At 46.2% G+C, this 12,871-nt stretch carries 17 protein-coding genes; 5 read left to right on the top strand and 12 right to left on the bottom strand.

From position 1 onward, the window contains the following. Both A3750_RS15315 and A3750_RS15310 read left to right on the top strand, forming a co-directional pair. On the top strand, positions 1-800 hold an 800-nt coding region (locus A3750_RS15315; RefSeq protein WP_156498625.1), incomplete at its 5' end, for a PP2C family serine/threonine-protein phosphatase. A gap of 30 nt (positions 801-830) precedes the next feature. Then, entirely contained in the window at positions 831-1,178 is a 348-nt protein-coding gene (locus tag A3750_RS15310) for an FHA domain-containing protein (RefSeq protein ID WP_068453213.1), read from the top strand. Positions 1,179-1,188: 10 nt separating this feature from the next. On the opposite strand, the gene A3750_RS15305 is transcribed toward A3750_RS15310, so the two are convergent. Beyond that, positions 1,189-1,611 carry a hypothetical protein gene (locus A3750_RS15305; RefSeq protein ID WP_068453211.1) on the bottom strand — a complete coding sequence of 141 codons (423 nt, stop codon included), beginning with the start codon at positions 1,609-1,611 and terminating at the stop codon, positions 1,189-1,191. 103 nt (positions 1,612-1,714) lie between these two features. Here A3750_RS15305 and greB point away from each other — a divergent pair, with 103 nt between their 5' ends. Beyond that, entirely contained in the window at positions 1,715-2,191 is a 477-nt protein-coding gene (gene greB, locus A3750_RS15300; RefSeq protein ID WP_068453209.1) for a transcription elongation factor GreB, read from the top strand. Positions 2,192-2,202: 11 nt separating this feature from the next. Here the strand turns inward: greB and A3750_RS15295 are convergent, their stop codons facing one another. Continuing rightward, positions 2,203-2,847 (bottom strand): hypothetical protein, encoded by a 645-nt coding sequence (locus A3750_RS15295; protein WP_068465066.1) that lies wholly within the window; start codon positions 2,845-2,847, stop codon positions 2,203-2,205. Positions 2,848-3,020: 173 nt separating this feature from the next. Between A3750_RS15295 and A3750_RS15290 the strand changes: the two genes are divergently transcribed. Next, a complete protein-coding gene (locus A3750_RS15290; RefSeq protein WP_068453205.1) occupies positions 3,021-3,320 on the top strand; it encodes a hypothetical protein in 300 nt (99 codons plus the stop codon). Here the strand turns inward: A3750_RS15290 and A3750_RS15285 are convergent. The 9 genes from A3750_RS15285 to ftsY form a co-directional block, all read right to left on the bottom strand. Continuing rightward, positions 3,304-4,755, bottom strand: a complete 1,452-nt coding sequence (locus tag A3750_RS15285) for a HAMP domain-containing sensor histidine kinase (protein WP_068457948.1) — start codon at positions 4,753-4,755, stop codon at positions 3,304-3,306. The genes A3750_RS15290 and A3750_RS15285 overlap by 17 nt on opposite strands. Continuing rightward, on the bottom strand, positions 4,742-5,425 hold the full coding sequence (locus tag A3750_RS15280; RefSeq protein ID WP_068457951.1) for a response regulator transcription factor: 684 nt from the start codon (positions 5,423-5,425) through the stop codon (positions 4,742-4,744). Before A3750_RS15280 ends, A3750_RS15285 begins: the two co-directional genes overlap by 14 nt. 9 nt (positions 5,426-5,434) lie before the next feature. Further along, positions 5,435-6,238 (bottom strand): co-chaperone DjlA, encoded by an 804-nt coding sequence (djlA, locus tag A3750_RS15275; RefSeq protein ID WP_068451445.1) that lies wholly within the window; start codon positions 6,236-6,238, stop codon positions 5,435-5,437. A gap of 74 nt (positions 6,239-6,312) precedes the next feature. After that, positions 6,313-7,092: a 2-oxo-tetronate isomerase gene (gene otnI, locus A3750_RS15270; RefSeq protein ID WP_068451448.1), complete on the bottom strand. Its 780-nt coding sequence runs from the start codon at positions 7,090-7,092 to the stop codon at positions 6,313-6,315. Beyond that, positions 7,093-7,977 carry an NAD(P)-dependent oxidoreductase gene (locus A3750_RS15265; protein WP_068451452.1) on the bottom strand — a complete coding sequence of 295 codons (885 nt, stop codon included), beginning with the start codon at positions 7,975-7,977 and terminating at the stop codon, positions 7,093-7,095. A gap of 83 nt (positions 7,978-8,060) precedes the next feature. Continuing rightward, complete coding sequence (gene rpoH, locus A3750_RS15260; RefSeq protein ID WP_068451455.1) at positions 8,061-8,915, bottom strand: RNA polymerase sigma factor RpoH; 855 nt, start codon at positions 8,913-8,915, stop codon at positions 8,061-8,063. Positions 8,916-9,037: 122 nt separating this feature from the next. Beyond that, positions 9,038-10,075 carry a permease-like cell division protein FtsX gene (ftsX, locus tag A3750_RS15255; RefSeq protein ID WP_082862992.1) on the bottom strand — a complete coding sequence of 346 codons (1,038 nt, stop codon included), beginning with the start codon at positions 10,073-10,075 and terminating at the stop codon, positions 9,038-9,040. After that, a complete protein-coding gene (gene ftsE / locus A3750_RS15250) occupies positions 10,011-10,709 on the bottom strand; it encodes a cell division ATP-binding protein FtsE (RefSeq protein ID WP_068451458.1) in 699 nt (232 codons plus the stop codon). Before ftsE ends, ftsX begins: the two co-directional genes overlap by 65 nt. 11 nt (positions 10,710-10,720) lie before the next feature. Beyond that, on the bottom strand, positions 10,721-11,935 hold the full coding sequence (ftsY, locus tag A3750_RS15245) for a signal recognition particle-docking protein FtsY (protein ID WP_068451461.1): 1,215 nt from the start codon (positions 11,933-11,935) through the stop codon (positions 10,721-10,723). A gap of 132 nt (positions 11,936-12,067) precedes the next feature. On the opposite strand from ftsY, the gene rsmD reads away from it, so the two are divergent. Next, complete coding sequence (gene rsmD, locus A3750_RS15240) at positions 12,068-12,667, top strand: 16S rRNA (guanine(966)-N(2))-methyltransferase RsmD (protein WP_068465068.1); 600 nt, start codon at positions 12,068-12,070, stop codon at positions 12,665-12,667. On the opposite strand, the gene A3750_RS26905 is transcribed toward rsmD, so the two are convergent. After that, the coding region (locus A3750_RS26905; protein ID WP_231871840.1) for a hypothetical protein at positions 12,664-12,871 on the bottom strand (208 nt) is incomplete at its 5' end. The two genes, rsmD and A3750_RS26905, sit on opposite strands and share 4 nt — an antisense overlap.

Raw genomic sequence — 12,871 nt, 5'->3', positions numbered from 1 at the left:
GCCTAATGTTGCTTACCAGCAAATGTTTGCGAAGACACAAGGTTGTTGGATTGAGCCATCCGGGTGCTATCCGAAGCAATAACGAGGATGTCATCAACTGGTGGTACGAGCCACAACAGGGGCTCACCTTCGCTCTTGTTGCCGACGGCATGGGTGGTCATGAAGGCGGTGCGGAAGCGAGTCTTCTAGCATCCGAGAGGATAAGAAAGCGCACAAATAGTTTAACGCATGATTTTTCTGGCGACATGGAGCGGCTAAAAGTACTGATGATTTCTGCTTTGGAAGATGCGAATGCTGAACTTCTTAAGGCGCAAGAAGCGAATGAAAACATGAGTAAGATGGGGACGACGATTGTTTTTGTTGCGGTTTTTAATCATCAGTTAGTGGTGCTCCATGTTGGTGATTCACGGTGTTATTTACTAGGTCGAGAAAAGCGCTATTTCGACCAATTAACCAGAGATGATAGTGTCGTTCAGGCTATGCTAGATGAAGGGTTGATAACCGAGCAAGACGCCTCGACGGTGCCGTATCGTAATCGTTTGACCAATGCACTAGGTATGAAAGCAGCCCTCGAATATAGCGTGTCGGTAAGAAAGATTGATCTAGAAGATGTGGTGTTGCTGTGTACCGACGGATTCTATCAAGCTGTCGATCTCTCCCATGTTTCTGATTTCGTTCAGAGTAACGGCTGCACACAAGCAGCGGCGCAATCTCTGTTGGAAATAAGTTTGAACAACAATACGAATGATAATACCTCCTTAGTCCTAATAGCCTCTGAGGCTGATGCTAGTGAGGTTTGAGAACGAAACGAATGAACAGGAGAAAGAACCATGGCACTACTAGCCCAGATTATTGATGACGTTGTAGCAACCAGATTCGAACTTGATAAACCAAAGATCATGATCGGCCGTCACCCTGAATGTGATATTCAAATTACGGATACGGCAGTGAGTGGTCGACATGCCTTAATAGAAGTGGAAAAGAATGATTTTCTCGAAGGCGTTTATGATATTTTTATCTCAGATAATGGCAGCACCAATGGGTCGTTTGTAAATGACGAGCCGATAACCAGTCGAAGAAGACTAAGCAACAATGATGTTATTCGACTTGCCTGGAATTCCTTTTGTTTTATTGATGAGCAAGAGAATGACATGGAAAAGACTGCTTACGCGCTTTGATTCTCTGTAGTTAGGGTCGTTCAACGGTTGTCATATTATTGTCCAGTATTCGACCTGTTGGCTCTGAGTATTGTGGAGGCTCAAAAAGTACCGGCTGTGGAAGCTTGATTTCCAAAGGTTCATCGAACGCGTCCTGTTGCTGTAGCTTATCTTGTAATTCCGCCGCCTTCGATATGCCCTCTTCGGCAGCTTGCTTTCGATACGCAGGACGTTGCTCTGCATCTCCAAGGTCTCTGAGCGCATTGGGGATAGCAGCATTGGCGAGCTCGCTATTATTCGCATCTTGGAGAGTAAGATCTTCAAGGTTGGATTTCTCAATACTTACTTCGTTAATGACCCCTGCTTCCCATGCCTCAAAGCTGAGATTTTCATTGCAAAAGCCAGCTTGAGTGGCGAGCGTACAGAGTGTCAAAAGCGATAGTTGATAAAGCATGCAAACATTTTCAGTGATCGTTAAAGTTTCTATTTGAGCACGTTGTCTTTCAATTTAAAATCGACTAACACTAAAATGAAGCCCCAAATACAAGATCAATTTCATGAAGACGCCTCTTATTACAGCCGAAGGTTATCAATCCTTAAAAGACGAGCTTGAGCATCTTTGGCGTGTTAAGCGCCCTGAGGTCACTAAAAAAGTAAATTGGGCTGCCTCTTTGGGGGACCGCTCAGAGAACGCTGATTACCAGTACAACAAAAAACTGCTTCGCGAGATTGATCGCAGAGTCCGTTATCTGTCAAAACGCATTGAAGATTTAAGAGTTGTCGAATACTCGCCAGAACAAGATGGCAAAGTATTTTTTGGCGCTTGGGTAGAAGTTGAAGGTGAGGATGGACAGGAATTGAAATTCCGAATCGTCGGGCCTGATGAAATCTACGACAATAAAGGCGTCATTTCGATCGACTCGCCAATGGCTCGCGCTTTGTTATCGAAAAGCGTCGATGATGAGGTCGAGGTACGAACGCAACAAGGCAGCAGTGTTTGGTGCGTCGTTGATATTTCTTACCAAACTAAATAGATAGTCGTTATTTATTCATCGGCAACGTACTTCCAGCCCTCTTTTGCCATTAAGCAAAAACGATAAGAACCAGAGAGCATGATTACGTTGTTATCAAAGATGCTAACAGACAGTGAGCGGCACTCATTATTGGGTTGGTCTGCAACTGGCTTTGAATCAAAGGGTGTCGCAACCACTTGTAAATCACTTTTGGGATAAGTAAACGTCACTGGGTGTCCGTTTTCACCTGTTTCTAAGACAGAGAATAGATCGTTCTTAATCTCGGCGCGCTGAGCGTCATTGAGTCTACCTAAAGGCGCTTCAATTTTGCGCCATTGATCGTTTGATTTACATACATTCCATACAGCACTTTGATAGCGGCGCTGATTGGCTGCTCTCACCGCAAATTTGATGCTTCTACACTCTTCATTTTGATAGCTGTAATCAACGAGTACTTTAATCAAAGCTTGAGAGCCTTTTTTGCTTTTCCATTTAGACTTTTCGAGTGGTTTTTGATTATCCAATGTTTCAATAATGAACGTACGTAATTCGTTGCGCTCTGCTTCTGTTAAGTTTCCGATGCTGGTGCTGGATAGAAACGAAAAGTTTGACGCATTGGCTAGCATGGAAGATAAGATTGCAGTGAATAATAGGCACAAACAAAAGAAAGAGCGCATCGAATATCCTAGGACTGTAAAAACATGTGTGGTTTTGGTGAAAGTATAGCGTGAAGTGCTTAGCATGTAAGCAAGCTTTTCTATCCGACGAAAAGCACTAAATTTAGGTTGAAGCACCTATTTAAAAACCTTATTGTTCTCGAGAATAATCAGCACCAATTTGGTAGGCAATCATGAGTAAAAATATAGAAAAGTTTGGTGAGTTGGCTCTTCAACAAGTCGATAGCCTTGGTTTTCAGTTGGATCAACTAGGTATTGAAAACAGTGTAAATCGTCACAACCTAATGGCAGTGGTTTTTGCGGGCCAGAAGCGTTTTGAAGGCGAATTAGATAGCGTGAAAGCGCGTGTTGGAAGCACTAAGGCAAATGTAGAATCAACCATTGATGCTGCAGAACAGCTTGCTAAAAGTGGCTTGAAGCTTCTTGCTTTTCCAGCGACGTACACTATCGAGCGCTTCAAGCAGTTTGCGTAGACGACTTCTGAGAGGCCTTTAGATTCTCCGGCCGTTCCAATTTTGGAGCGGCTTCTTTCTTTTTAATCAGTGGAAGATTTAAGGTGACAACCAAGCCTGGGTTATTGTCGCCAAGCATGATTTTTCCCTGATGCAGTTCCACAACCGCTTGAACGAGGCTCAGTCCTAAACCGTTTCCTGGTAAAGAGCGACTCTTCGCTACGCGATAGAAGCGGTCAAACACTTTGCCGCGCTCATCTTCGGGAATACCGATCCCAGAGTCCGCTATTGTTAAATCAACACCGTGTTTGGTTTGATCCAGCGCGATCGTGATCTCCCCGCCTTCGGGGGTATATTTGATGGCGTTATCAATTAGATTACTTACGGTCTGAAAAAGAAGGTCTTTATCGGCAAATAGCTCGAGATCCGTTTTCACTCTAATGTTTAGAGTTTGTTGCTTGTCCTCGGCAAGAGCCTCGTAATATTCTGCAGCATCTAGCACTAAATCCGAGATAATGAAGTGAGAGAAATTTGAGCTTGTTTTACCGGTTTCAAGTCGTGCAATGCGCAGTAAAGCATTGAATGTCGCTAGTAATTGATCCGCCTCTGCCACGGCACTTGCCACATGCTCTCGCTGTTCGTCATTTTCAACTTGCAGCAGAGTGTTCTCGAGTTTGTTGCGCAAGCGCGTTAGCGGTGTTCTCAAATCGTGAGCGATGTTGTCCGAAACATGGCGAATACCTTCCATTAGCTGAAAGATTCGATCGAGCATTTCATTGAGGTTACGCGCTAGCTGGTCGAAATCGTCGTTAGTGCCACGATCAGGGATTCTTAGGGATAAATTACCGCGCATGATCTTCTGGCTGGTCTGGTTGATCACTTCAACACGTCTTCCCGTGCTACGGCTCATCATGACACCACCAATCATGGCAAGCATGAAGGTAATGGCCATGCCGAGATTAATCGCACGTTCAACTAGCTCTTTCACCGCCATAAACTCGTTTACATCACGGCCCACAAGCAGGCGTAAGCCGCCCGGCACTATGAACACACGCGCTCGTGCAGGTCTTTCAGATTCAGTGTGCCAGCCGAGTTCTTGGTCAAGCGTGAAATTTAACCAGCCATCTTGGACTTCGCCTTCTTCAGGCCATTTATCAATGTTGCCAGCAAGTTTAATGAAGTCGCGTGCGGTGAACAAATAGATTGCTTTGCCGTTAGGATCACGCGCGACTCGTTCACGAATCACGCTGATAAGGCCATTTAAACCTTGTCGCTGATATTGCTCGGCAAGTCCGACGATCTCGGCTTCAATGGTCTCATCGGTCTGGCTCGACATATAGCCAGCAGTTGCCCAATAGATGAAACCCATAAGAATAAAAACAGAGGTGGCGAACAGTACCATGTACATGATCGCCAACTGAAAGGTAGGGGTTCTTAGAAGACTAAGAATCTTCACTCAATATATACCCTGCACCACGCACAGTTTGGAGCAACTGTTTAGGGAAGTCTTTGTCGATCTTTGAACGCAAGCGACTGATATGTACATCAATAACGTTGGTTTGCGGATCAAAATGATAATCCCATACTTGTTCTAGAAGCATGGTGCGAGTGACCACTTGTCCCGCATGCTTCATTAAGTACTCCAGAAGCCGGAACTCACGTGGCTGGAGATCAATTTTCTGGCCTGCGCGCTTGACGGTTCGGGCTAGCAAGTCCATCTCCAGGTCGGCGACACTTAGATGCGTTACCTGCTCAGAACCGGAACTTGCTCCGCGACGCTCTAAGGCTTCCAATCGAGCCAATAGCTCGGTAAACGAGAAAGGCTTGGTGAGGTAGTCATCTCCACCGCCCCGAAGACCTTCGACTCGATCGTCTACATCGCCCAAGGCACTAAGAATAAGCACTGGCGTTTTGTTGCCCGTGGCTCGAATCGTTTTGATGATGGAAAGACCATCCATGCCTGGAAGCATTCGATCTATGATCATTACATCGTAGCTTTCGCTTGCTGCAAGCAACAAGCCTTCTTTGCCATCGGCACAGTGGTCGACGACATTGTCACTTTCTTTTAGGCCATTGACCAAATAGGAGGCAACGTCTTTATCGTCTTCGATTACTAGAACGCGCATTACTTACCTCTACTTTATATTTCTGTTGCGCTTTACGAGTTCGTAAGCTTCTTTTATTTGTTGTGTTTTTTCCGTGGCGAGTTTCATCATCTCTTCCGGTAGCCCTTTTGCCACTAACTTGTCCGGATGATGTTGGCTCATCAAGCGCCGATATGCCCGCTTCAGCTCTTGATCAGAACACTCTTTTTCAAGCCCTAGCACATCATACGCTTCTTCCAGTTGAGATGCGCTATTTTGTGCATCAAAGCCCTGCTCCTTATTATAAAACCGCTGTTGCGCAGCAGCCATAGCAAGAAGTTGCTCGAATTGGTGGCGCTTAAAACCGAGCAGACCTGCCAATTCAAGTAAAATGGCTTGTTCTGATTCATGCAGCTCACCGTCGGCCAATGCTGTTGCGATCTGAATTTCCAGAAACATTTGCAACAGATTCGTACGTCGACCACATTCTTTACGGAGTTGTTTAGCGATCGCTTGATAATCAAATGCTGCTGACTTCCCTTCTGAGAACAGCTTTTGAGCGGCTTTGGTTTGCTCGCTGTTTAACTGCATTCGAGACATGGTTGCTTGAGCAACCTGAATCTCTTCTTGACTGACAATTCCATCTGATTTTGCAACTCGTCCCATAATAGAGAAAGTTGCAGTAAAAAATGCGGCTTGGATACTTTCTGTTGAAAAGTCGTCGGGTGACATAGCTTCGATACCGGTAAGACCTTTATCGAAACTATGACCAATCGCTGCACCCAATAAAGCGCCGATAGGACCGGATACGGCAAAGCCCAGTGCGCCGCCTATCACCTTTCCCCACCAACTCATTGGCCACCCTTTTCGTTGTTCAATAGAAACTGCTCACGGAACCAAACTTTTTATCACAGGCCTATTTTTGCACACTAATTAAAAGTTCGTAACCACTCTAGAGAGCTAACTGTGTCTGTTTTTGGGCGATACTCTGCGCTGACAAAGCCTTCGTAACCTAGATGTTTGATTTCTGTGAATACCGATTCAAAATCAATATCGCCCGTGCCGGGCTCGTGACGACCATGCGTATCGGCAAACTGAATATGAGAAACGTCATGCCGCATTGCTTGTAGGTTTTTTATTAGGTCGCCATGCATTATTTGCATGTGATAAAGGTCAAATTGAAAGCCAATATTTGGATTATTCAGTGCACGCAAAACATGGCGGCTTTTGTCGAGTGTATCGATAAAAAAACCGGGCATATCGATGCGCGAGTTAATCGCCTCAAACACGAGTTTGACGTTGATTGACGCAAGCTGATTCGCTGCAAAATCTAGGTTCTCCAGGAATGTGTCCATAGCAAGGCTTTCAGGTATATCTAAAGGCTGAAGACCCGCCAGGCAGTTGATTTGCGGAACTTGAAGGTCCACAGCGTACCGCATAGCTAATTCAAGCCCTCTTCTAAACTCGTCTTTTCGAGAAGGCAGACAAGCAATCCCTCGCTCTCCGGCGTCCCAATCGCCAGGAGGGAGATTAAACAAAACTTGTCTCAAACCATGTTCATCGAGCGCTGACTTTAAATCGTTCACGTGATAGCCATAAGGAAATAGAAACTCTACGAACTCAAAGCCTTCTTTTGACGCTGCATTAAATCGATTCAGAAAAGAATGCTCCTGAAACAGCATGCTAAGGTTTGCTGCAAAGCGAAGCATTTAACGTTGCCCTTTGAATAGTTTCGTGGTGTTAAGGCGCTCAAGCTCTACCATCAGGCCGCTGTGGTCAATATCTTCTTTACCATGCGCCACGAGGGACAGATATCCATCGTGAGTGCGCTGTGATAGCGGAAGCGTGAGGCCTTGAAGGCGTGCTTCATCGAGAATTGTGCGCATATCTTTTAGTTGTACTCTACTGCGGGCTCCCGGCTCATAGTTGCCATCGATCATGCGTTGGCCGTGCAGCTCTAGAATTCGGCTCGCAGCAAATCCGCCACTTAGCGCTTCTCGAACAGCTACGGGATCCGCCCCTCCTTTGGCAGCGAGTAATAGTGCCTCAGACACAGCGCCTATGGTAATGCCAACAATCGCCTGGTTGGCCAATTTCGCGAGCTGGCCGCAGCCATGCGCTCCAATATGCGTTGCTTTTCCGAGAGCGCTGAAAATGGAATTGGCGTATTCAACGTCGGCTCTTTCTCCACCTGCCATGATCGAAAGCGATGCTTCAGCCGCACCGACCGTTCCGCCTGAGACTGGCGCATCAAGGTATCGAATACTCCGCTCATGGAGCCTTGAGGCATGGGAACGAGCTTGTTCAGGCGGAATCGAACTCATATCAATGACTAGGCTGCCCGCCGAAATTGAATCCAGAACACCTTCTTGCATTAATACTGACTCGACCACCTCTCCTGTTTCGAGCATAGTGATGATGATGTCTGCGTGGCTGACTGCAATATCGGCACTTTCGTAGCAGGATGACGAAGTTCTAAATGCATCGAGTTTTTCTTGTGTTCGATTCCAAAGATGCAGTGAATGGCCGGCATTGATGAGATTCGTGACCATTGGTTGGCCCATTAAGCCGACGCCTAGAAAAGCGATGTTCATGTCTTCCACCTTGTACTAGAAATGCATAAAAAAACCGCCAGACTCGGCGGTTTTTCTGATTGAGAATGTTGTTAACGCAGCGCTTACTCGTCCATCAGGACTTTGACTTTCTTCATTGCGTTTTTCTCAAGTTGGCGAATGCGCTCTGCGGAAACGCCATATTCATCCGCAAGATCATGAAGCGTAGACTTCTTTTCGCTTAGCCAACGCTTCGTCAGGATATCCATACTACGCTCATCCAGTGTTTTGAGCGCTTCGGTGAGACGTCCGTGAGTATCGGCTGTCGAATTCGCCATTTCAACGGCGCGAGCAGGATCTGCACTTTGATCTTCGAGGTAATTTGCCGGTGCTAAAAATGCGGTGTCGTCGTCTTCATCAACCGTTGCATCAAACGAAGCATCATGTGCACTGAGGCGCCCCTCCATTTCGCGAACCACTTTAGGCTCGACACCCAAGTCTTTGGCAACAGACTCTACTTCATCGGCGGTAAACCACGCTAGACGCTTTTTAGAGCTGCGCAAATTGAAGAACATTTTGCGTTGCGCTTTTGTTGTAGCGATCTTAACGATCCGCCAGTTACGCAGGATAAACTCATGAATTTCTGCTTTGATCCAGTGTACGGCAAAAGAGACGAGACGCACTCCGTAGGTTGGATCGAACCGCTTGACCGCTTTCATTAGGCCAACATTGCCCTCTTGAATTAGGTCAGCCTGAGCGAGTCCGTAACCGGAATAGCTCTTTGCAATATGCACGACAAAACGCAGGTGCGACATGATCAAATGTCTCGCCGCTAATAGGTCGTTTTCATCGTGAAGTCGTGATGAGAGTTCGCGTTCTTCTTCAACTGATAAAATTGGTATGCTGTTTACAGTGCGCATGTACGACTCAAGGTTTCCGCCTGGAATCAACATATCAACTGGTTTTAAGCTTGTACCCATTAAAATTCCTCTAGTTGTTAAGCAAACATCATAGCATTTTGAAGGTTTTACGCTCAAGGTGTACGCATTGGACTACTTGATTTCTCAGAGGTTCCGTTGCGAAGACGTAAGAGAACTAAAGTTTAGTTTGGTTCTATTTCGCTAATGTGTCGTTTTACGGATAAACGAGCACCAATCCAACCAAGAAACGTACCTATCGTTAGGATAAAAAGTGTAGATTCAAAGTTTAAGCCTGACAAACTAAAATCGCTTTGATAGGACGTGGTTAGGAGTTCTACTGGCTGCGTTAGTATTGCCAGAACGACATAGCTGAACACGATGGCTAAAATGCCGCCGCCAAGGCCGTAAAAAATTCCCATGTATAAGAATGGACGACAAACGAAGGCGTCCGTCCCTCCAACTAGTTTGAGCACAGCGATCTCGTCCTTTCTACTTTCTATCGCAAGACGAACAGTATTCCCAAGTACGAGAACAACGGCGATGCTAAGCATCAAGGCTAGGATCCACGTGCTCATGGTGAGAAAGTCGCTAATCGCGTTGAGACGCTGCACCCACATGAGATCCAACTGAACTAGTTCGATTTCTGGTTTTTGAGAGAGTGATTCCTTGAGCTGCTGGGCTTTTTCGAATGAGCTTGCTGCATCGCTTAGGGAAACCACAATACTATGAGGGAGCGGATTCCCCGATAGGTGATCAAGGGTATTGCCTAATTGGAACACCGCTTTGAACTCTTCGAGCGCCTGAGCTTTATCAATAAACAAAGACTCTTCTACCTCTGACAGTTTGGTCAGCTCTTTTGCTATTTGCGTCCCTTGAAGTGCCGAGACTTTGTCGTTCAACATCACGGTCAGTTGTGCGGAGCTGTCCCAATCAAGCTTTGCTGAGTGTACATTGATCAAAAGCACCGCCAGTAGCGTAGGCAACAAAATAGCAATACCGATTACAGAACATGTAAAAAATGCTGCTAAGGGTTTTCGCTTTTGTTCGTGGAGAGTGTGCAGAAGCGCTTTTTTGTGATTTCCAAAATAACTCCCGAGCAGGGGTTTTTGATTACTTATCTGGGCGCCTTGCGCACTAAGCTTCCGGTCTTGCTTCTTAACACTCGACATGGCTCTCTCCATGCTGTCTCGATGCTTCTGAACCTGACTTGATAACGCCATGGTCGAGCTCGATTACCCGGTAGGGTAAGCGCGAAATTAAATCCAAATCGTGCGTTGCGACAAGCACCGTTACACCAACCTGATTAAAGTCCGCAAACAATTTCATGATTTCGGCAGAAAGGTCAGGATCGAGGTTTCCTGTTGGTTCATCGGCAAGCAGTATTGGCGGCTTGTTGACGACTGCGCGAGCGATACCCACACGCTGTTGTTCTCCTCCAGAGAGTTGAATTGGAGTGAGTTTTTCTTTGCTCAGTAGCCCGACTTTGTCTAGTGCGGCTCGAACACGTTTTGCAATCTCTTTCGGAGGTGTCCCAGCAACTTCCATGGCGATCGCAACATTATCGAAAACTGTTCGATCAAATAGCAACTTGTGATCTTGAAACACAACGCCTGCGTGCCGTCGATAGTAGGGAATCTGGCGCTGTGGAATACGCGCAAGATTTTGATTGCCAACCACAACTTGGCCTTTTGATGCTCGCTCCATCAACATGATGAGCTTGAGCAATGTACTTTTACCAGCACCAGAATGGCCAGTTAGAAAGGCCATTTCGCCACGAGGCATTTCAAAGGAAACATTTCGTAATGCCTCGTGGCCATCTGGATAGCGCTTGCCAACGTTGATAAATTGAATCATGAGGTCAGTTGTTAAACCTCTTGCTCTGATTCGAAAAGTGCTTCGATAAACTCATCCGCATTAAATGGGCGAAGATCATCAATCTGTTCTCCAACACCGATAAAACGGATCGGCAGACCAAGTTGTTTGGCGATAGCGAAGATAATTCCACCTTTTGCCGTTCCATCGAGTTTTGTGAGGCTAATACCGGTCACCCCAACGGCTTGTTGGAAAATCTGAGCTTGGCTTAGAGCGTTTTGACCTGTGCCGGCATCAAGCACCAGCATTACCTCGTGCGGTGCGCTGTTGTCGACCTTCTTCATAACGCGAACTACTTTTTCCAATTCGCTCATCAGATTATCTTTGTTTTGAAGTCGGCCAGCGGTATCGGCAATGATGACATCAATGTTTTTAGAACGCGCAGACTCCACAGCATCGAAAATCACTGATGCGCTATCGGCGCCTGTGTGTTGCGCGACAACGGGCACATCGTTACGCTCACCCCATACTTGAAGTTGTTCAACAGCAGCTGCACGGAATGTATCGCCCGCGGCTAGCATTACAGACAAACCTTGGTTTTGGAAACGTTTAGCCATCTTCCCGATTGTGGTTGTCTTGCCAACGCCATTAACGCCAACCACAAGAATAACAAAAGGTTCGTCGCGTTTTTCTATCTCAAGAGGGGCTTGTTTATCTGCGAGAAGGTTTGCTAGCTCTGTTTTGAGAGCTTGATACACAGCGTCGGCATCCTTTAACTCTTTGCGTTCAGATTTCTCGGTAATCGCATTAATGACCTGTGTGCAGGCCTCTACACCAATGTCAGCCATCAACAATTGGGTTTCTATCTCTTCCAATAGATCTTCGTCGATTTCTTTCTTACCAAGTAGTATCTGGCCTAAGCCTTGGCTTAGCTGCCCTCTTGTTCGGTTAAGACCTGAAACCATGCGTGAGAACAAGCTTTCCGCAGGAGCTTCTGGTTCGATAGCCGGAGTCTCATCAACTACTGCGGGCTCAGGCGTTTCGGTGGCACTCTGAGTTTCATTAACAGGGGCCGCAATAGATGTTTTTGCCGCCTCCAACGGCTCGGTCGGCTGTTTTTCTGATGTGATACTGGCAGTACTCTTTGCCGTTGGCTTGGCGAGAGGAGGTAACGATTTTTGTTCAATCTTGCGTGACTTGAGATCAATAAGAAAAGCAATGATGATGACGGCAATTAGCGCCAGACCAATAAGAAGATGATTATCCATGCGACTTCCAAAGATGTGTTTGGCGCAATGAAAGCGCGTAAACAATTAGATTGATAGAAACTTTGTCCGCACTACAATAGCAACTTTGGTATTGTTCAGCTCATATAATGCGTATTAATGGATTAAATTCTAATGCCAGGCCGAGTTAAAAAAAACCGCAAGCCACAAAAAAACCAAGAAGGTTCGTTTCGAATCATTGGTGGCGATCATCGAAGCCGGCGTCTGAGCTTTCCAGATGTTGAAGGATTGCGTCCGACAACGGATCGCGTCAGAGAGACCGTGTTTAATTGGTTGCAACACAGTATCCATGGAGCTCGTGTACTGGACTTGTTTGCTGGTAGCGGATCATTGGGCTTCGAGGCTGCATCTAGAGGAGCCTCGCAAGTGGAGTTTGTCGAGTTAAGTCCGGCAGCTTATAGAGCATTGAGCGAGAACTGTAAGCGATTAGATTTAAAGGCGACCATTTCTAATGAAGACGCTTTAGCTTTTTTGGAAAAGCAGCGATCTGATTCTTCAGGCTTCGACATTGTTTTTTTGGATCCACCTTTTCGTAAAGGCTTGTTGGTAGAAGTACTGAATCGTCTTGATTCAAGCGCAGTACTCAATAGAGATGCACTGGTTTACATCGAAACCGAATCAGAACTTGCTACTTTGGCTATCCCGAAATCTTGGAATGAGCTGAAAGCTAAGAAAGCAGGGCAGGTGAATTATCGGCTTTTCAAAGCCGGCTAAAGCCTTGTCAGAATTAAATTTCCAAACTGATCCGTTTCAAGGGTCCAGCCGTCCGGTATCCAAGTCGTAGAAATGGCTTCGGTAATAATTGCTGGGCCGCTTAGGATTGTGTTTGCCGATATGCGTTCTCGCGAATAGATTTTACAGCCGTTTTCTTCTTTGTATTCGTTTGTCTGGTGTGCATTCCAAGTACCTAGTGATTGA

The sequence above is a fragment of the Oleiphilus sp. HI0079 genome, assembly GCF_001635105.1.
This window is presented reverse-complemented; position numbering and strand designations above follow the sequence as displayed.